This is a genomic window from Geodermatophilus sp. SYSU D00705 (assembly GCF_054050135.1).
Genome location: NZ_JBJGYT010000053.1, coordinates 1 through 18,762 on the forward strand (window position 1 = coordinate 1; position 18,762 = coordinate 18,762).

The following is an 18,762-nucleotide window of genomic DNA, read 5'->3' on the forward strand; positions in this document are numbered from 1 at the left end:
CCCCCCCCCCCCCGCGGGGGGGGGGCACCCCCCCCCGGGGGGCCCGGCCCCCTCCCCTCGGTGCTGATCGCCAGACAGGGGCCGGACCGGGCCGTCAGTCAGGGAGCCGCTGGCTCCCCGGGCGCGGCAGGCCGGGTGGCGCGGTACAGCTGCAGGGCCATCTGCATCTCCAGGGCCCCCTGCGGTTCCCGCCAGCCGGCACCGCCGAGCACCCGGTCGACCCGCTCCAGCCGCTGGTAGACGGTGTTGACGTGCACCTGCAGCCGGCGCGCCGCCTCCGGCGGGCTCTGCCCGCAGGCGAAGTAGGCCTCCACGGTGTCGAACAGCGCCGCCGAGTGCTGGGTGTCGTAGGCGGTCAGCGGCCCGAGCACGCGGTCGACGACCCGCTGCACCCGCCCGGGTGTCGCGCCCTCCAGCAGCTGGCCGACGATGCCCAGCTCCTGCAGCGTCGCCCCGTCCCCCTCCCGCCCGAGGGCGAGCAGGAGCCGGTGCCCCCGGGCCGCCTCCCGGTGCAGGGCGCGCAGGTCGGTCGCCGTCGCCGCCTGCCCGGAGGCGCCCGCGGTGACCGGGGCGCCCACGGATCTGCCGAGCTCGGCGGCGACCGTCCGCGCCGCCGCCCCGCCGTCCGTGCCCGGCAGGAGGACGACCACCGACCCGCTGTGCTCGCTGGCCAGGCCGCCGGACCGCGCGGCCAGGTCGGCCGCGGCGGCCAGCAGCGCCGACAGCGGCACGTCGGTGGCCGAGCAGACCACCAGCGTCTGCGGCTCTCCCGGGCGCAGCACGCCGAGCCGCTCGGCGCGCCGGCGCACGACGTCCCGGTCCGGGGTCCCGTCGGCGAGCAGGTCGTCGAGGAGCTCGGCGCGCAGCTCCTCCTCCAGGAGCGCGGTCTGCCGCTCCATGAGGACCAGCAGGGCGGCGGTCTGCGCCGCGCGCTCCAGCGTCCGCGTCTCCGCCTCGGTGAGCGGGGTGGCGCGGGTCAGACGCAGGCTGCCGAAGACCTCCTTGCCGGCCCGCACCCGGACGACCGCCGCCGCGGCCGGGCCGTCGTCGTCCCCGGCCGGGCCGGCGTGGTCCCCGGCCGGGCCGTCCGCCGCGGCCAGCAGCCGGTCGTCGGTGTCCACGAGCTCGACGGCACCGTCCAGGATGCGGGCGACCGTCTCGGCGAACTGGCCGAGGTCGGCGCGGCTGAGGGCCAGCGGCATCAGCTGCTCGTGGGCCTCGCTGGCCCGCTCCAGCACGTGCCGCTGCGCGGACAGGCGGGCGTTGGCCTCGCGCAGCTCCTCGGTGGAGGCCCGCACGCCGGCGAACAGGCGGGCGTTCTCGATGACCACCGAGGCGTGGTCGGCCAACGACGAGAGCAGGGCGATCTCGGCCTGGTCGAACGTCCGCCGGCGGCGGTCGGCGGCGAAGAGCGCACCCACCACCTGCGAGCCCAGCTTCATCGGGACGCCGACGATGCCGACGATGCCCTCCTCGCGGACGGCCGCCGAGACCGAGGGCGAGAGCGTGAGGCGGGGATCGGCCAGGTAGTCGGCCGTGGCGATCGGCTGGCCGGTCTCGATGACCCGGCCACCGATGCCCCAGCCGCGCGGCTGGCGCACCGACTCGATCGGCACGGTCCGCGCGCCCGAGGTGACCCGCATGTACGCGTCGCCGGTCTCCTCGTCTACCAGCGCGATGTACGTGAGGTCCGCGCCCAGCAGCCGGCGCACGCGGTCCACGATCGCGTGCAGGGCGCCGTCGACGTCCCGCAGCGACGTGAGGTCGCGGGCGGTCTCGTACAGCGCCTGCATCTCCGCCTCGCGCCGCTTCCGCTGCGCGAGCAGCTCCCGGATGCGGCGGGCGTCCTCGGCGGCGAGCAGCAGCACCTGGCGGTCCGGGAGCTGCGGCGCCTCGCGCACCTGGGCGGCGAGGGCGTCGATCTCCGTGATCGGCCCCTCCTCGGCGAGCACGTCGAGCAGCCGGGCCAGGACGGCGGACGGCGCCGGGGCGCGGCCGGTCGGGGCGGGGCGCTGACCCGGGCCGTTCACGAGCCGACCAGCACCTCGATCGGGACCTGCTGGACGACCCGGTGGAGCTGCAGGGCCATCTGCATGGTCAGGGCGCCCTGCGGCTCGCGCCACGTCCGGTGCCCGAGGACGACGTCGACCCGCTCGAGGCGCTGGTAGACGGTGTTGGGGTGCACCCGGAGAGAGCGGGCCGCCGCCCGCGGGTTCTGCCCGGCGGCGAAGAAGACCGACAGCGTCTCGACCAGCGGGGTGCCGTGCTCCTCGTCGTAGCGGACGACCGGACCGAGGGTCTCGGCGAGCACCTGCTCCAGCTGCTCGCGCGAGGTGCCGCTGAGCACCAGGCCGATGACGCCGAGGTCCTCCACCCCGGCGGCCTGCCCCTCGCGGCCCAGCGCCAGCAGCAGCCGGTGGCACCGGTCGGCGCTGCGGTGCAGCTCGCGCACCGCGGCCGCCGAGGTAGCCGGCCCGGCCACGCCGCAGGTGACCTGCCCGCCGGTCATCCGGTCCAGCTGCGGCTTGACGGTGCGGCCGACGGTGGCCTCGTCGACCCCCGGCAGCAGCAGCACCACCTTCCCGGCGTGCTCGCTGGCCAGCCCGCGGCGCGTGGCCGCGTAGTCCGCCGTCGCCCGGAGCAGACGCCGGCGCGGCACTCCGCCCGCGGTGAGGACGAGCACGGTGTGGGGGACGTCGAAGTCGATGCCGCTGGCGCGCTTGGCCCGGCGGGTGAAGGAGTCCCAGCGGGGCTCCCGCTCGGCGAGCAGGTCGGCGATGACCTCTCCCCGGACGTGCTGCTCGGCCGCCGCCGCCTGCCGCTCCATCAGCAGCAGGAGCGCCGCCGTCTGCGCCGAGCGCTCGAGGACGCGCACGTCGGCCTCGAGCAGCGGCTCGGCGGCACGGAACACCAGGTGCCCGAAGGAGTCCGGGCCCGCCTGCACCGGCACCGCCCAGCTCTCGCCCTCGGCGTCGGCCGGCCCGTCGAGCCGGCGCGCGCCGCCCGGGCGGGCCGTCGCCGGCGCATCCGGTCCCACGGCCACCAGGTCCGCGGCCGGCGATCGGCCGCCGGCCCGGGTGGTGGCCACGACCTGGCCGTTCGGGTCGACGAACGCGACCTCACCCTCGAGGATCGCGCCGATCGCGTCGAGCAGCTCGGCGAGGTCCGCCCGCCGCAGCACCGTGCGCATCAGCTGCCCGTGCGCCGAGGTGCCGCGTTCCAGCGCCTGCCCCTGCACGCGCTGCTGGGCGTTGGCCGTCCGCAGCTCCTCTGCCGTCCGCTCCGCCCGCTCGAACAGCCGCACGTTCTCGATGACGATCGCGGCGTGGTCGGCGAGCGAGGACAGCAGCGCGACCTCGCTCGGCTCGAACGAGCGCTCGTACCGGTTGGCGCCGAACAGGGCGCCGACGACGTCCCCGCCGACCCGCAGCGGTGCGCCGATGATGCCGACGATGCCGTCCTCGACCACCGCGTCGGCGACGGAGGGATCCCGGTCCAGGCTCCGGTCGGCCTGGTAGTTGGCCGTCGCGTAGGGCCGGCCGGTCCGGATGATCCGCCCGCCGATGCCCTGCCCCGGTCGCTGGCGGACCGACTCGATCCGCGTGGTGACCGTGCCGAGGGTCAGCCGCATGTAGACCTCGCCGGTGTCCTCGTCCACCAGCGCCAGGTAGGCGGCGTCGGTGCCGAGCAGCTGGCGGGTCCGGTGCACGATCGCCTCGAGCACCTGCTCGCCGTCCCGCAGCGAGGCGAGGTCCCGGGCGCTCTCGTACAGCGCCTGGGTCTCCTTCTCCCGGCGCTTGCGGTGGGCCAGCAGCTCCCGCACCCGCCCGGCCCGCGCCAGCGCGGTCAGCGCGAGGTCCCGGTCGGCGGGGGCGGTCGCGTCCAGCACGCTGCGCGAGAGCCGGTCGAAGGCCTCGGCGGGCGCCTCCTCGGCGAGCAGGTGCAGCAGGTGGGCGATGGCCCGGTGCGCCGGCCCGGCAGCCCCGCTGCGCGGGAGCCCGCCGTTGCGGGCGGCCGGGACGGTGGCCGCGGGCACGCGCCGGCCCGACGCCGCGGCTGGTGCGCTGGTCATGTGGCCCGGGTCACCTCCGTGTCCTCACCGTACGGCAGCTCGCCACCCGGTCGGACGCGTCTCCGCAGGGGCGCCCACCCGTGTGACCGACCTCACGTCCCGCCCAGTGTGCGGAGCAGGCGGACCGGCGGAACAGGGTTAACCGCACACACCTCACGCATGTGGGGTGGACATCTCTCCACCGCGGTCGTCGCCGTCGGTCGTCCGTCCGCGGTCGCCGGACGGGTGTGACGCTGCCCACCGCTCCCCGGGCACGAGTGGACGGACGTCCGTTGTCCGGGGCTGCCGGGCCGTTCGACAGTGGGCCCGTTCCCAGCGGCGACGAGGACGCGACAGTCCGGGATGAGGCGACGATGAAGTTCCACTGGTTCGCGGAAGTGACGTACGACGGGCTCCCTGACCAGTTCCCGGCCCCCGGCCAGGGGGCGTGGGTGGACAGCCCGATCGACATGGCCGACCCCGAGCGCGTCGGTGAGAACTACCGGATGTTCATCCGCCTCATGCAGCAGGCCGACCGGGACGGCTTCGACGGCCTGGCGGTCAACGAGCACCACCAGACGCCGTTCGCGATGACGCCGTCGCCCAACCTGCTGGCCGCCAGCCTCGCGAGCAGCACCGAGAACGCGGCGATCCTGGTGATCGGCGACTCCCTGGCGCTGTACAACCCGCCGACGCGGGTCGCCGAGGAGATGGCCTACCTGGACTGCCTGTCCGAAGGACGGCTCATCGCCGGCTTCGTCTTCGGCACCCCCATGGACTCCGCCTTCGCCTACGCCCGCACCCCGGTGGAGCTGCGCGACCGCTTCCACGAGGCGCGCCGGCTCGTCCTGCGCGCGTGGGAGGAGCGGGAGCCGTTCGCCTTCAACGGCAAGTACACCCAGCTGCGCTACGTCAACCTCTGGCCCCGGCCGATCCAGCCGCGGCCGCCGATCTGGATCCCCGGGTCGAGCAGTGTCGAGACGTGGGAGCTGGTGACCCGCGAGAACTACTGCTACGGCCACCTCTCCTTCTCCGGCCTCCAGGCGGCCAAGCCCCTGGTCGACGGCTACTGGGACTACGTCGCCGCCAACGACGGCGACATGAACCCGCACCGCATGGCCTTCACCCAGCTGGTCTGCGTGGCCGACACCGACGCCGAGGCGGAGGCCAAGTACTACGAGGCGGTCAAGTACTTCCAGCGGGTGCGCAACCCCGCCATGCGGTACGCCACCCCGCCCGGCTACAACTCGACGACCTCCCTCGCCCAGACGCTCAAGCACACGACCAACCCCGCGGCCGCCGCCGACCGCGAGCGGGCGGTGCGTGGGGAGATGAGCTTCTGGGAGTACGACGAGAAGGGCTACATCGTCGCGGGCACCCCCGACCGCGTGGCCCAGCGCCTGCGCGAGCTGGCCACCGAGCTGCGCGTCGGCCAGCTGATCGCCTCCCTGCACATGGGCAACCTCCCGGAGGAGACCGCGGCCGAGAACACCCACCTGTTCGGCACCCAGGTCATCCCGCAGCTGCGCGACCTGTGGGCCGACCAGCCCGACCACTGGACCCCGGAGGTCAGCCAGCGGCGGGTCGCCGCCGCGAGCCGGCCGGCCGTGCCGACGGGGGCCTGACGTGGCCGCGGCGACCACCGCCCGCCCGGACCCGGGACGGGACGGAGCGCGGCCACTGCACGTCGTCGGCCTCGGCGGCACGGTGCGCCCCGGCTCGTCCAGCGAGCAGGCGCTGCGCACCGCGATGCGCCGGGTCGAGGCGCTCGGCGCCACGACCCGCGTCTTCTCCGGCGCGGAGCTCACCCAGCTGCCGATGTACGCCCCGGAGTGCGGCAGCGGTGGCCCCGTGGCCGAGGACCTCGTCGCCGAGCTGCGGCGGGCCGACGGGGTGATCGTCGCCTCGCCGGGCTACCACGGCTCGCTGTCGGGCCTGGTGAAGAACGCCCTCGACCACACCGAGGACATGCGGTCCGACCGGCTGCCCTACCTCGCCGACCGGTCGGTCGGGCTGATCGTGACCGCGTACGGCTGGCAGGCGTCGGTGACCACGCTGACCGCGCTGCGGGCGATCGTGCACGCCCTGCGCGGGTGGGTCACCCCGTACGGCGCGGCCATCAACTCCGCGCAGTGCAGCTTCGCGGACGGGACGTGCAGCGACCAGCGCGTCGTGGAACAGCTGCACACCGTCGCGGACGAGGTGGTCCGCTTCGCCGAGCTGGTGTCGGCCCGCCGCGACACCGCGGTGCCCGCCGGACAGGGGGCCGGGCGATGACCGTGCTGGCCGAGTGCCCGGAGCGGGTCGACGGTGTGCCCGGCGCCCTGGCGGCGCTGCGCCGCGGCGAGCCGGTGGTCCTCACCTGCGCCGGCGAGCGGCACCTGGTGATCGCCGCCGAGCGGGTCACCGGCGAGACCATGGCCCTTCTGGTCCGCTACAGCAGCGGCTTCGCCTGCGTGGCCCTCGAGGGGGAACGGCTGGCGGCCCTCGACATCCCGCTGATGGAGGCCGACGACGCCGGCCGTGAGGCGTTCGCCGTGTCGGTCGACGCGTGCGCCGGCCTGACCACGGGCATCTCCGCCCTGGAGCGCGCCCGGACCGCCCGCGCGCTGGCCCACCCGTCGACGACCCCGGCGGACCTCGTCCGTCCCGGGCACGTCGTGCCGGTGCGGGTGCGCTCGGGTGGCGTGCTGGAGCGCTCGGCGCCGCCGGAGGCCGCGACCGACCTGTGCCGCCTGGCCGGGCTGGTTCCCGCGGCGGTGCTGGCGGCGGTGCCGGAGTCGGGGTGGGAGCCCCTGCCGCCGGCGCTGGACGCCCTCGCCGCCGTCGACGTGGAGGACGTCGTCCGGCACCGGGAACGGGTCGAGTCCCCGGTGCGGCCCGCGGGCACCGTCTCCCTGACCACCCGGCACGGTGAGTTCCGGCGGCACGTCTACGTCGACGCGGCCGACGGCACCGAGCACCTGGCGGTCGTCGCCGGGGACGTCGACGGCGGCCACGCCGTGCCGGTCCGCGTGCACGTCGAGTGCCTGGCCGGTGACCTGCTCGGGTCGGTGCAGTGCCGCTGCGCCGGCGACCTGGACGCCGCGCTCACCGCGGTGCGGACGGCGGGCCGCGGCGTGGTGGTCTACCTGCGGGGACGCCGGCCGATGTGCGAGGACGGCGGCGACCCGGCGGAGGCCGCGCACCGCCTGACCGCGCACGTGCTGCGCCACCTCGGCGTCGGCTCGGCGGTCGTGCTCACCGACGACCAGGGCGACGCCGACGGCCTGGGCGGGTTCGGCGTCCCGGTCGTCGGTGTCGCCCAGCTGTAGGGCAGACGGCTCGGGGCGGGAACGCCCCGCTCAGCCGGCCGGCCGGGCGACCCGCCCGGCCGGCGGCTCCGGGACCGCGCCGGGGTGCAGCGCCCAGGCGAGGGCCTCGACCCCGTCGACGAGCCCCGGTCCGGCCTGCACCACGCAGCGGGCGGAGTCGATCGCCAGCAGGGGCATCCCCGGCAGCCGCTCCGCGACCGCCGCGCACTGCTCGAGCGCCGCCGCCAGACCCAGCCCACACGGCGCGACGACGACCAGGTCCGCGGCCGGCAGGTCCGCCCAGTCCGCCGCCACGCTGCGGTCGCCGTCGAGGGCCCCCACCGGCTCGCCCCCTGCCCGGCGGACGAGCTCGGGCACCCAGTGACCGGGGAGGTAGGGCGGGTCGGTCCACTCCAGGACGAGCACCCGCGGCCGGGGCCGGCCCGCGACCGCCCGCTCGACGGCGGCCAGCCGACGGTGCAGCTCCCCCACCAGGTCCGCCGCGAGGTCGGGGACGCCGGCCGCGCGCCCGACCGCCGCGAGCGCGTCGAGCACCTCGTCCAGGGTGTGCGGGTCGATCGAGACGACCTCGGCGTCGGTGCCGATCGCCCGGCACGCCTCCTCCACGGTCGCCGCCGGGAGCGCGCAGACCCGGCAGAGGTCCTGGGTCAGGATCAGGTCGGGGTCGGCCGCGGCCAGCGCCGGGCGGTCGAGCTCGTAGAGGGGCAGCCCCGCGGCGACCCGGTCGCGCACCCAGGCGTCGACGTCCGCCGGCGCGAGCCCCTGCGGGAGGGCGGTGTCGACGACGACGGGGCAGCGCTGCCGGGCCTCGGCGGGACACTCGAAGGTGACCGCGACCAGCCGGTCGGCCAGCCCGAGTGCCGTCACCATCTCCGTCGCGGCCGGCAGCAGGGAGGCGATCCGCACCGCGCCACGGTAGCCACGCGGCGGGCAGGATGACGCCGCACCGGGACCGGCGGGAGGGGACGACGTGGCGACGATCGACCAGGTCCGGCAGCGCATCGCGGCGACGTCCGCGGAGAAGGTGCTCGCCGAGAGCCTGGAGCGGGCGCGCGCGATCGCCGACCTGGGCGCCTTCATCACCGTCGCCGACACCGCGGCGGGCGGGTCCGGGCCGCTGGCCGGCGTCCCGCTGGCGGTGAAGGACAACCTCGACACCCGCGACCTGCCCACCACCGGCGGGACCCCGGCGCTGCGGCACTCCCGGCCGGGCCGCGACCAGCACGCGGTCGAGCGGCTGCGGGCGGCCGGGGTGGCGGTGGTCGGCAAGACGAACCTGCACGAGCTGGCGCTCGGCGTCACCAGCAACAACGCCGCGTTCGGCCCGGTCCGGAACCCGCACGACCCGAGCCGCTCGGCCGGCGGCTCCTCGGGCGGGTCGGCGGTCGCCGTGGCCACCGGCGTCGTCCCCGTCGCGCTGGGCACCGACACCGGCGGCTCGGTGCGGGTGCCGGCGGCGCACTGCGGTCTGGTCGGCTGGCGCCCGACGGTCGGCCGCTGGGGCTCCGGCCGCACGGTGCCGATCTCCAACACCCGCGACACCGCGGGGGTGCTCGCCACGACCGTCGCCGACGCCGCGCTGGTCGACGAGCTGGTCACCGGGCAGCAGGCACCCGCCCCCGACGACCGGCCGCTGCGGCTCGGCGTCCCCCGGATCGGCTTCCACGACGACCTCCACCCGGAGGTCGCGGCCACCACGCAGCGGGCGCTGGACCGGCTCGCCGACGCCGGCGTGGAGCTGGTCGAGGTCTGCGTGGCGGACGCGCACGCGCTGGACGCGGAGTGCGGGTTCCCGATCGTGTTCTTCGAGATCGCCCGCGAGCTGCCGGCCTACCTCGCCACGCTGCCCGGGCCGGAGAGCCGGCTGACCCTCGCCGACGTCCTGGCCCAGGTCGCCTCCCCCGACGTCCGCGGGGCGCTCGAGCTCGCCGCCGGCGGCTCGGTCACCGAATCGGTCCACCGGGAGAACCTCGCCGTCCGGGAGCGGCTGCGCGCGGCCTACGCCGCCGCGCTGCGCCTCCCGGACGGCGACCCGCTCGACGCGCTCGTCTACCCGACGGTGCCGATGCCGGCGCCACCGGTCGGGGACGACGACACGACCGAGCTGGCCGGCCGGCAGGTGCCGGTCTTCCTGACCACGATCCGCAACACCGGGCCGGGGTCGACCGCCGGGATGCCGTCGATCTCGCTGCCGGCGGGCGCGACGGCCGCCGGGCTGCCGATCGGCCTGTCCCTGGAGTCACTGCCCGGCACCGACGGCGCGCTGCTCGCGGCGGCCGCCCGGGTGGAGGCGGTCCTGGGTGCCGCCCGCCGGTAGCCGGCGTCCTCAGCCGCGGGCGGCGCACACCTCGGCGAGCCGGCGCAGCTCGTCGAGCACCACGTCGGGGCGCTCCAGGGGCAGGAAGTGCGACGTCGGGTACTCCCGGTACCGGGCGCCGGGGACCGCCGCGGCGGCGGCCCGCACGTCGGCGGCGTCGACGAGCACGTCGTAGCGGCCGGCCAGGAAGGTGGCGGGGGCGGCCAGCGGCGACAGGTCGAGCGGCGCGTGCTCGGCGGCCGCCACGGCCGCGTGCCGGAACCACGCCCAGTCCTGACCGGCGAACTCGTGCGCGACCTCCAGCAGCCCGGTCAGCCGGGCGGCCTCCGGCGCCCCGGGGTCGGCGCCGGCCATCGACAGCAGGGGCTGCCACTGCTGCAGGCCTGCGGTGACCAGCGGCAGGAACGGGCCGACCACCGGCAGCAGCCGGCTGCCGTGCCGGCCGGCCGTGGACCGCAGCCGGCGCGGCACGCCGAGCGACCCGAACAGCGACGAGAAGCTGCCGCCGGGCACCCCGGCCACGGCCAGCACGCCGCGGGCCCGCTGCGGGTCGGCCAGGGCCAGCTCGAAGGCGATGTTGACCCCCAGCGACCAGCCGACGACGAGCGCGGGCGGGAGGTCGAAGGCATCCAGGACGGCACGGGCGTCGGCGACGTGGTCCTCGACGCGGACGCGCTCGGGGTCGGCCGGACGCTCCGAACCGCCCAGCCCGCGGTGGTCCCAGCCGACCACCCGGAAACCGCTGTCCCGGGCGAGCAGGGCCGACCACGCGGCGGGCGAGGCACCGAGGCCGTTGCACAGGAGGACGGGGACACCGTCCTGCTCGTTCGACCAGGCGCGCAGGAGCGTCCCGTCCGCGCTCCACACCGGGCGCGGGCGGACCGGCGGCTGACCAGCGGTGATGGGTGCCCTCCCCAGGACGGGCGCCCCGGACCGGTCCGCGGCCGGGGCTGGATCTGCGGCCGCCTCCGAGGCTAGGCCACCGGCACCGGGTCCGGCCGCGGTGTGGCAGAGCCGACAGGCCCGGGGCGGGTCAGCCGACAGCCGTCGCGGGCGGCCGGCCGAGGGCGAGCCCGGTCAGCGCGAGGACGAGGCCCAGTGCCGGGACGGCGACCATCGCCACCCCCACCGCTCCCCCGCCGGCCGTCCCGTGGTGCGCGTGCCCGGCCGCCACCAGCGGGTGGGCTCCCACCATGGCCGCGGACACGGCGGCGGCCTGCACCCAGGCGCGCCGGCGCGGGAGCAGGGCCAGGTGCACCGCGCAGGGCAGGCAGGCCATCGCCATGCCGAGGAGCACCAGCACCTGCGCCGACGACGGCGGGGCGCCGGTGGCGAGGGCGAGCACGTGCACCGCAGCCGACCCCAGCGCGGCCGCCGCGGCCGCCCCCCGGACAGTCCGCGGCACCGACCCTTCATTCGACTTTAGGGCACGGGCTTCACATAGCGAGACAGCACTTGTAACGTGGGTCACGCAGTCTTTCTACACCCGTAGAACCAAAACAGGGAGCCCCCATGGCCGCACCCACTGCCGCCCCCTCCGTCACCCACCCGCTCGAGCTGCTGACCGCCGAGGAGGTCGCCACCGCCCGGCAGGTGCTGGTGGACGCCGGCCTGGTCGCTGACTCCACGCGCTTCGTGTACGTCGGCCTGGAGGAACCGGACAAGGCCGCGCTGTACACCGGCGCACCGGTCGACCGCCGGGTCCGGGTCCTGCTGCACGACGTCGAGCGGCCCGACGCCCACGACGTCGTCGTCTCGGTGAGCCGCCGGGCGGTCGTCTCCGACCGCGCGCTCGACGCCGCCACCGACGGGCAGCTGCCGGTGCTCGACGAGGAGTTCGCCCTCGTCGAGGAGGTGCTGGCCACCGACGAGCGCTGGCTGGCCGCCTTGGCCGCCCGCGGCCTCGACGTCGCCGACGTCCGGGTGGCGCCCCTGTCGGCGGGCGTCTTCGAGTACCCCGGGGAGACCGGGCGGCGCATCCTGCGCGGCCTCGCCTTCCGCCAGGACCACCCGCGCGACCACGCCTGGGCCCACCCCGTCGACGGACTGGTCGCCTACGTCGACGTCATGAACAGGACGGTCGACCAGGTCCTCGACCTCGGTCCGGTGCCGGTGCCCGAGGAGTCGGGCAACTTCGACGACCCGGCGGTCACCGGGCCGATGCGCACCACGCAGCGGCCGATCGAGATCACCCAGCCCGAGGGCCCGAGCTTCACCCTCGACGGCAACCTGCTGACCTGGGAGGGCTGGCAACTGCGGGTCGGGTTCGACGCCCGCGAGGGCCTGACCCTGCACCAGATCGGCTTCGAGGACGGCGGCCGGCTGCGCTCGGTCGTCCACCGGGCGTCGATCGCCGAGATGGTCGTGCCCTACGCCGACCCGTCCCCCGTCCGCTCGTGGCAGAACTACTTCGACACCGGCGAGTACCTGGTCGGCCGGTACGCCAACGCCCTGGAGCTGGGCTGCGACTGCCTCGGCGACATCACCTACCTCGACGCGGTCATCGCCGACGAGCGCGGCAACCCGCAGGTGCTGCGCAACGCCATCTGCATGCACGAGGAGGACGCCGGCATCCTCTGGAAGCACACCGACGCGTGGGCCGGCTCGTCGGAGACCCGCCGCCAGCGCCGCATGGTGATCAGCTTCTTCACCACCATCGGCAACTACGACTACGGCTTCTACTGGTACCTCCACCTCGACGGCACCATCGGCTTCGAGGTCAAGGCCACCGGCGTCGTCTTCACCTCCGCGCACCCGGGCGAGGGCTACCCGTACGCCTCCGAGATCGCCCCCGGCCTGGGGGCGCCGTTCCACCAGCACCTGTTCAGCGCCCGGCTGGACATGGCCGTCGACGGCCCGAACAACACCGTCGAGGAGCTGGACTTCGTCCGGGTCCCGATGGGGCCGGGCAACCCGCGCGGCAACGCCTTCGCCCAGCGCCGGACGACGCTGCGGACGGAGTCCGAGGCGCAGCGGATGGCCGACCAGTCCGTCGGCCGGGTCTGGCACATCAGCAACCCGGACAGCCGCAACCGCCTCGGTGAGCCGGTCGCCTACGCGCTGCTGCCGGAGGGCCAGCCACCGCTGCTGGCCGACCCCGACAGCCCCATCGCCCGCCGGGCCACCTTCGCGACCAGGCACCTGTGGGTGACGCCGTACGACCCCGCGGAGCGCTACGCGGCCGGCGACTTCGTCAACCAGCACCCGGGCGGCGCCGGCCTGCCGGAGTACGTCGCCCGCGACCGCGGGGTGGAGGCCACCGACCTCGTCGTCTGGCACACCTTCGGGCTCACCCACGTCCCGCGGCCCGAGGACTGGCCGATCATGCCGGTCGACCACACGGGCTTCCGGCTCAAGCCGGTCGGCTTCTTCGACCGCAACCCCACCCTCGACGTCCCGCCCAACGCCAGTGCCCACTGCCGCTCCCGGTCCACCGGCGGCCCGACCGAGGGCGGTTCCTGCCATGAGTGAGCTCTCCCCCACCGCGGCCCCGGCCGCCACCCCCACCGAGGAGCCGGCCGGCCGCGGCCTGCGCGGCTCGATCGGCGTCGTCGGGATCGTGTTCCTGGTCGTCGCCGCGGCCGCGCCGCTGACCTCGATCGGCGGCGCCCTGCCGGTCATGCTCGCGATCGGCAACGGTCCCGGGAGTCCGCTGGCCTACGTGGTGGCCGCCGTCGTCCTGCTGCTGTTCAGCGTCGGGTACGCGGCGATGAGCCGGCACGTCGTCGACGCCGGCGCCTTCTACGCCTACGTCAGCAAGGGGCTCGGCACGCCGGTGGGCGTCGGCGCCGCCGGGCTGGCCCTGCTCACCTACACCGCCATCCAGGCGGCGATCTACGGCCTGGCCGGCGCCACCGCCCAGGGCCTGGTCGTGCAGTACGGCGGCCCGGACCTGCCCTGGTGGGTCTGGTCGCTGCTGCTCATGGCGGTCGTCGGGCTGCTCGGGTACCGCAACATCGACGTCGGCGCCAAGGTCCTCGGCGTCCTGCTGACGCTGGAGATCGGGGTCATCGCCGTCGTGGCGATCGCCGTGCTGGTGCAGGGCGGGGCCGACGGCATCGACGTCCGGTCGTTCACGCCGTCGGAGTTCTTCTCCGGCGCACCCGGCATCAGCATCATGTTCGCGATCGCGTCCTTCATCGGCTTCGAGGCCACCGCCATCTACGGCGAGGAGGCGCGCAACCCGCGGCGGACGGTGCCGCTGGCCACGTACGTGGCCGTGGTCCTCATCGGCGGGTTCTACGCCCTGGCCAGCTGGGCGGTCGTGCTGGCCTTCGGCACCGACGGCGTGGTCGCGGCCGCCCGGGCCGACACCGCGGGACTGGTCTTCAGCGCGACCGCGCAGTACCTGAGCCCGGCCGTCGCCGACGCCATGGTGGTGCTCCTGCTGACCAGCCTGTTCGCCGCGCTCCTGGCGTTCCACAACGCGATCTCGCGGTACCTGTTCGCGCTGGGCCGGCAGGGCGTGGCACCGGCCGGGCTCGGCCGGACCCACGACCGCCACGCCTCCCCGCACGTCGGCTCGCTGGTGCAGACGGCGTCGGCGTTCGTGGTGGTCGCGGTCTTCGCCGTCGCCGGCTCGGACCCGGTGCTGCAGCTGTTCACCTGGATGTCGGGCCTGGCGACGGTCAGCGTCCTGCTGCTCATGGTGCTGACCAGCGTGGCCGTCCTGGCGTTCTTCGCCCGCAGCCGGGTGGACCGGCGCGTCTGGCACACCCGGGTCGCTCCGCTCCTGGGCACGCTCGGCCTGCTCGGCATCGTGGCGCTCGTGCTGGCCAACTTCACCACGCTGATCAGCGGGTCCGCCGGGCTGGCCGCCGTGCTGCTGGCCGTCATCGCCGTCGCGTTCGCCGCCGGCGTCGCCGTCGCGCTGGCCCGGCGGCCGCAGCGGACCGGCGCCTGATCCCGGCACCGCGGCCCCGTCCCCTCGTCGTCCAGACTGGGACGTCGGATCGTCGAGGGGACGGGAGCCCGGTGCCCAAGCTCGTAGACCACGGGACCAAGCGTCGCGAGATCCTCGAGGTGACGTGGCGGCTGATCGCCACCCGCGGCGCGGACGCCGCCACCATGCGGGAGATCGCCCGCGAGGCCGGCTACGCCAACGGCGCCCTCGCCCACTACTTCGCCAACAAGGACGCGCTGGTCGAGGCGGCCTACGGCTACGTCTTCGACCGGACCAACGACCGCATCCGGGCGGCCACCGCCGGGCTGCGCGGCCGGCCGGCCCTGCGCGCGTTCCTCGTCGAGGTGCTGCCCACCGCCGAGGTCACTCAGCTGGAGGCCCGGATCGTCCTGCCCTTCTGGAGCCGCACCGTCGCCGACCCGCGGTTCGCCGCCCTCAACGACGCGGCGATGCAGCAGTGGCGGGCGGAGCTGCGGCGCCTGCTGGCCGAGGCACGGGAGGACGGCGACGTCACGGTCGGCACGCCCGACGACGTCCTCGCCGAGCAGCTGCTCGCCATGGCCATGGGCCTGCAGGTCCTGGCGACCCTGCCGCAGAGCCCCACACCGGGGGCGACCCAGCTCGCGCTGCTCGACACCTTCCTGGCCGGGCTCTCCGCCGGCTGACCGCCGGTCACGCCAGCGGGCCCAACAGCGCCCGCAGCCGCTGAGCTGCACCTAGCCCGCCGTCGGGCTCCCATCGCGGGACTCGGGAGTGAGCAACGAGAGCAGCCCGCGCAGGTACCCGAGGGCTGCCTGGGTCCGGTCCGGGTGACCGAGTGCGAGCTCCTGGAACACCATCCCGTCGACGGCGGCGAAGATCAGGTGGACGAGCGCGTCGTCGCAGTCGATGCCGGCGCACTCGAGCTCCCGCCGGAGCGCTGCTCGATACGCCGCGTACATCGCCTCGACGTGCGGGCGCAGCTCCGGCTGCCTCCGCGACTCCAGGATCAACTCGAACCCGAAGACCTGGTCGTCGGAGAAGTCCTCGAGGAGCTGGGCGAGGCCGGCGAACAGTGAATCGATGTCCCCACTGCCGGGCCGCGTGCTGATCGACGCAACGCTGTTCTCCAGCGAGTACTCGAGTGCCGCCTCCAGGAGCGCGTCTCGCGTACCGAAGTGGTGCGCCACCAGCCCGTGAGCGACGCCGGCCTCCTGGGCGACGGCGCGGTACGTGAGGTGGCGCAGGCCCCGGGTGGCCACGACGTGGACGGCCGCGGCCAGGAGGGCGCGTCGCCCTTCGCCGTACCGGGGACCGGCACGCCCCGCGGGGGATGCGCTCGTCATGTCGCCTCTCTCCTGGGTCACGCCCGCCCTCGGGACGCGGTTCGGTCCCGGACACGGTGCGTTGCGTTCGAGGTTGCCAGAGACATCCGTGGCTGTCCACTTGACCAGTTTGCCGCCATGCGTCACCGTCTGTGCCACCGCTCACAACTGTCCAGATGGACAGCCCGCATGGAAGGCAGCCGCATGACGATTCCCACGACAACCGCGTTCAGCTGGGACAAGAACGACTGGACCGCCCTCAGCGACATGGCGGAGGGCTTCGACGAGTACCGACCCCCACTGTCGGCCGGCCTCGAGGGGCAGACCCTGACGCTCCGCTGCCGAGTGCCGGAGGTGACCGGCAGCGATCACACGCTCGTGCACGACTTCGGCGCACGCGAGCTGCGATGGACACTGCTGGACGGCGACGGTCGGCACGAGGGCAGCGCACCCTACGAGTTGTTCGAGATGCAGCCGGGCCTGTTCTTCCTGCACTACCTCCGGGACGGCGGGGACCACCCGGTCGCGGTCAGCCTCGCCCTCGACACGACGACCGGTCAGGCGACGGGCGCAATCGGCGAGCTCGGCCTACAGCCCGAGCCGCACCGCGCTCGCCAGACCTGGTTCCAGGGATGGACGGGCGTGGCGGACACGGCGGTGGCCATTCCCCATCCGGCCACGACGGAGCTCATCGGTCACCGCATCCGCTACGCGTACAGCAGTGACGACGTGTACGACCACGTCTACCTCAACGAGCACCTCTTCACCTGGATCTGCGTCGGCGGCGCCGAGGCGGGACTGGGTGACACCGACCACTGCACCCACTGGAAGCTGCGCGACAGGACGTACCTCTTCTCCTGGTTGGAGAAGAACGTCGGCGTGGAGGGCATGGTCCTCATCGACCTGACGGCGCTGCGAACGGTGGGGATCCAGTTCGGTCTCGACCAGAAGACCGGCGAGCTCGTCAACATCACGATGGGCGCCTACGCCATCGACCTCGGCCGCGCACCCGGCATCGACTCGTGCCGACCCGGCCCCGCCTGACGAGGCGAGTGGTCACCGAGCCGTGACCAGCACGCACGTACGAGTTCGACGGCGCACGGAGCGAGCCTCATCCGTGACACCCGTCGGAGACCACGGCGCCGAGTCGGCACCCCTCCAGGTCGGCAGACCCGGAGAACCGTCCCGACTCCGGGCGAGCAGACACAGCCGCGCAGTCGTCAACCGAGAGCAGCAGCCATGACCGAGAACAACACCGCCCCTCGCCCACCAGCAGGCACGACCGACGGAGGAGCCGTGGCCGTCGACGAGCCGGCACCCACCCGCCTGGCGCCCGACAAGCTCGGCGTCCTCGCGATCGCCTTCTTCGTCGTCGCCGCCGCCGCCCCGATGGCGGCCGTCGTGGGGGCGAGTCCGGTGCTCTTCTCCGCAACGGGCCCCGGCACACCGGTCATCTACGCGCTCGCCGCCCTGCTGATCGCGTTGTTCGCCGTCGGCTACCTGCGCATGAGCCACCACATCACCAACGCGGGAGGCTTCGTCGCCTACATCGCCAAGGGCTTGGGCAACGTCTGGGCCACCGGCGGCGCCGGCCTGGCCCTCCTCACCTACCTCGCCCTCCAGGTCGGCCTGTGGTCGCAGTTCGGCGTCTTCGCGCAGGGGCTCGTCGCGCAACTGTCCGGCATCGACATCCCCCCGCTCGCCTGGATCCTGACCGTCTTCGCCGCGGTCACGATGCTCACGATGCGCGGGGTCGACGCCAGCCTGAAGTTGCTGGGCGTCCTCATCGTCGGGGAGGCAGCCGTCGTCGCCATCCTGGTCGTGGTTCTGATCGTGGACCACGGATTCGGCGTCTTCAGCATCGCCGGTTTCACCGCTGACAACGTCTTCGGCCCTGGCCTCGGCATCGCGCTGCTCTTCGCACTCCTGTGTTTCACCAGCTTCGAAGCCACCGTCGTCTTCTCCGAGGAGGCCAGGGACCCCCGCCGCACGATCCCGCGAGCCCTGTACCTGGTCATCGCGTTCGTGGGTGTCTTCTACACGCTCTCGACCTGGGTGATCGGTGGCGCCGTCGGCATCGGCTCCATCCAGCAGACCGCCACCGCAGATCCCGCGGGCTTCATCTTCGGCCTGGCCGAGGACAACGGCGGCCACGCACTGAGCCTCGCCATGCAGATCCTGGTGGTGACGAGTTTCGTCGCGATGCTGCTCGGGCTGTGCAACATGTTCGCGCGCTACCTGTTCGCCCTGGGCCGCGCCGGTGTCCTGCCCAGGGGGCTGGCCGCCGTCTCGCGTCGCGGCAGCCCTGGCACCGCGGCACTCGTCAACAGCGCGACGGTCGCGGTCGTCATCAGCGCCTTCCTGCTCGGCGGCGCCGATCCCATCACCGTGGTCTTCGCCTGGTTCAGCGCGCTCGGCTCAGCGAGCTTCATCGCGATCCTCCTGCTGACCTCGGTGGCGGTCGTCGCGTTCTTCCTGCGTCATCGACTCGTCGACGACGTCTGGCAGACCGTCGTGGCGCCCGTGCTGTCGATCGCGGCATTCGCCTACGCCGGATACGTGACGCTCACCAACTACACCGTGTTGACCGGCTCCGGCGGCACCGCTCAGTGGCTCCTCGTCCTGATCCCGGCCGTCCTCCTCGCGGGCATGGTCCGCGGGTTGGGCAAGAGGTCCATCGACTACTCGGCACAGGTGTTCTGACAGTGGGACGGCACGTCCGGGCTGCCGACCGCGGGAGTGCGCCGGCCTGCTGCCGGCGGACACGACCGAGCCGCAGCGCCATGGCCACCGCATCGATCGACATGGCCTGGATGCCGGTCGGCTGACCGCTCCCCGCCCCCGCGCCCGGGGTCGCCGAGGTGCACCTCGGC

General features: G+C 74.7%; 15 protein-coding genes. 9 read left to right on the forward strand and 6 right to left on the reverse strand.

The features are described 5' to 3' along the window. Nucleotides 1-98: 98 nt before the first annotated feature. Together ACI78Q_RS22575 and ACI78Q_RS22580 are read right to left on the reverse strand one after the other, a co-directional pair. Nucleotides 99-2,030 carry a helix-turn-helix domain-containing protein gene (locus ACI78Q_RS22575; protein ID WP_456925709.1) on the reverse strand — a complete coding sequence of 644 codons (1,932 nt, stop codon included), beginning with the start codon at nt 2,028-2,030 and terminating at the stop codon, nt 99-101. Beyond that, nucleotides 2,027-4,072, reverse strand: a complete 2,046-nt coding sequence (locus tag ACI78Q_RS22580; protein WP_456925710.1) for a helix-turn-helix domain-containing protein — start codon at nt 4,070-4,072, stop codon at nt 2,027-2,029. Before ACI78Q_RS22580 ends, ACI78Q_RS22575 begins: the two co-directional genes overlap by 4 nt. A gap of 353 nt (nt 4,073-4,425) precedes the next feature. Between ACI78Q_RS22580 and ACI78Q_RS22585 the strand changes: the two genes are divergently transcribed. Genes ACI78Q_RS22585 through ACI78Q_RS22595 form a run of 3 tightly spaced genes read left to right on the forward strand, consistent with a single transcriptional unit; the run spans nt 4,426 to nt 7,365 of the window. Then, entirely contained in the window at nt 4,426-5,676 is a 1,251-nt protein-coding gene (locus ACI78Q_RS22585; RefSeq protein WP_456925711.1) for an LLM class flavin-dependent oxidoreductase, read from the forward strand. 1 nt (nt 5,677) lies between these two features. Beyond that, on the forward strand, nt 5,678-6,328 hold the full coding sequence (locus tag ACI78Q_RS22590) for an NADPH-dependent FMN reductase (protein ID WP_456925712.1): 651 nt from the start codon (nt 5,678-5,680) through the stop codon (nt 6,326-6,328). After that, nucleotides 6,325-7,365: a 3,4-dihydroxy-2-butanone-4-phosphate synthase gene (locus tag ACI78Q_RS22595; RefSeq protein ID WP_456925713.1), complete on the forward strand. Its 1,041-nt coding sequence runs from the start codon at nt 6,325-6,327 to the stop codon at nt 7,363-7,365. The genes ACI78Q_RS22590 and ACI78Q_RS22595 overlap by 4 nt, the downstream gene beginning before the upstream one ends. Before the next feature lie 30 nt (nt 7,366-7,395). Here the strand turns inward: ACI78Q_RS22595 and ACI78Q_RS22600 are convergent, their stop codons facing one another. Continuing rightward, nucleotides 7,396-8,271, reverse strand: a complete 876-nt coding sequence (locus ACI78Q_RS22600; protein ID WP_456925714.1) for an ABC transporter substrate-binding protein — start codon at nt 8,269-8,271, stop codon at nt 7,396-7,398. A 64-nt stretch (nt 8,272-8,335) separates the two neighbouring features. Between ACI78Q_RS22600 and ACI78Q_RS22605 the strand changes: the two genes are divergently transcribed. Continuing rightward, nucleotides 8,336-9,682 carry an amidase family protein gene (locus ACI78Q_RS22605; protein ID WP_456925715.1) on the forward strand — a complete coding sequence of 449 codons (1,347 nt, stop codon included), beginning with the start codon at nt 8,336-8,338 and terminating at the stop codon, nt 9,680-9,682. Between the two features lie 9 nt (nt 9,683-9,691). Here ACI78Q_RS22605 and ACI78Q_RS22610 read toward each other — a convergent pair whose 3' ends face one another. Together ACI78Q_RS22610 and ACI78Q_RS22615 are read right to left on the reverse strand one after the other, a co-directional pair. Beyond that, nucleotides 9,692-10,549 carry an alpha/beta fold hydrolase gene (locus ACI78Q_RS22610; RefSeq protein WP_456925716.1) on the reverse strand — a complete coding sequence of 286 codons (858 nt, stop codon included), beginning with the start codon at nt 10,547-10,549 and terminating at the stop codon, nt 9,692-9,694. A 166-nt stretch (nt 10,550-10,715) separates the two neighbouring features. After that, nucleotides 10,716-11,087, reverse strand: a complete 372-nt coding sequence (locus ACI78Q_RS22615) for a hypothetical protein (RefSeq protein ID WP_456925717.1) — start codon at nt 11,085-11,087, stop codon at nt 10,716-10,718. Between the two features lie 107 nt (nt 11,088-11,194). Here ACI78Q_RS22615 and ACI78Q_RS22620 point away from each other — a divergent pair, with 107 nt between their 5' ends. From ACI78Q_RS22620 to ACI78Q_RS22630, 3 genes are all read left to right on the forward strand, one after another. Then, on the forward strand, nt 11,195-13,153 hold the full coding sequence (locus ACI78Q_RS22620) for a primary-amine oxidase (protein ID WP_456925718.1): 1,959 nt from the start codon (nt 11,195-11,197) through the stop codon (nt 13,151-13,153). Beyond that, a complete protein-coding gene (locus ACI78Q_RS22625; RefSeq protein ID WP_456925719.1) occupies nt 13,146-14,585 on the forward strand; it encodes an APC family permease in 1,440 nt (479 codons plus the stop codon). The genes ACI78Q_RS22620 and ACI78Q_RS22625 overlap by 8 nt, the downstream gene beginning before the upstream one ends. 71 nt (nt 14,586-14,656) lie before the next feature. After that, nucleotides 14,657-15,250, forward strand: a complete 594-nt coding sequence (locus tag ACI78Q_RS22630) for a TetR/AcrR family transcriptional regulator (RefSeq protein WP_456925720.1) — start codon at nt 14,657-14,659, stop codon at nt 15,248-15,250. Nucleotides 15,251-15,301: 51 nt separating this feature from the next. On the opposite strand, the gene ACI78Q_RS22635 is transcribed toward ACI78Q_RS22630, so the two are convergent. Continuing rightward, nucleotides 15,302-15,910, reverse strand: coding sequence for a TetR/AcrR family transcriptional regulator (locus ACI78Q_RS22635; protein ID WP_456925721.1), 609 nt, complete (start codon nt 15,908-15,910; stop codon nt 15,302-15,304). A gap of 183 nt (nt 15,911-16,093) precedes the next feature. On the opposite strand from ACI78Q_RS22635, the gene ACI78Q_RS22640 reads away from it, so the two are divergent. Together ACI78Q_RS22640 and ACI78Q_RS22645 are read left to right on the forward strand one after the other, a co-directional pair. Further along, nucleotides 16,094-16,933 (forward strand): MoaF C-terminal domain-containing protein, encoded by an 840-nt coding sequence (locus ACI78Q_RS22640; RefSeq protein ID WP_456925722.1) that lies wholly within the window; start codon nt 16,094-16,096, stop codon nt 16,931-16,933. Between the two features lie 252 nt (nt 16,934-17,185). Then, the gene (locus ACI78Q_RS22645) at nt 17,186-18,592 is read left to right on the forward strand and encodes an APC family permease (protein ID WP_456925723.1); all 1,407 of its coding nucleotides are present in this window, start codon (nt 17,186-17,188) and stop codon (nt 18,590-18,592) included. Nucleotides 18,593-18,762: the final 170 nt, after the last annotated feature.

Excerpts from the sequence above, each read along its gene's own strand:
- ACI78Q_RS22625 (WP_456925719.1), top strand. The coding sequence starts at position 13,146 with ATGAGTGAGCTCTCCCCCACCGCGGCCCCGGCCGCCACCCCCACCGAG.
- ACI78Q_RS22580 (WP_456925710.1), bottom strand. The coding sequence starts at position 4,072 with ATGACCAGCGCACCAGCCGCGGCGTCGGGCCGGCGCGTGCCCGCGGCC.
- ACI78Q_RS22635 (WP_456925721.1), bottom strand. The coding sequence starts at position 15,910 with ATGACGAGCGCATCCCCCGCGGGGCGTGCCGGTCCCCGGTACGGCGAA.
- ACI78Q_RS22585 (WP_456925711.1), top strand. The coding sequence starts at position 4,426 with ATGAAGTTCCACTGGTTCGCGGAAGTGACGTACGACGGGCTCCCTGAC.
- ACI78Q_RS22620 (WP_456925718.1), top strand. The coding sequence starts at position 11,195 with ATGGCCGCACCCACTGCCGCCCCCTCCGTCACCCACCCGCTCGAGCTG.
- ACI78Q_RS22595 (WP_456925713.1), top strand. The coding sequence starts at position 6,325 with ATGACCGTGCTGGCCGAGTGCCCGGAGCGGGTCGACGGTGTGCCCGGC.
- ACI78Q_RS22640 (WP_456925722.1), top strand. The coding sequence starts at position 16,094 with ATGACGATTCCCACGACAACCGCGTTCAGCTGGGACAAGAACGACTGG.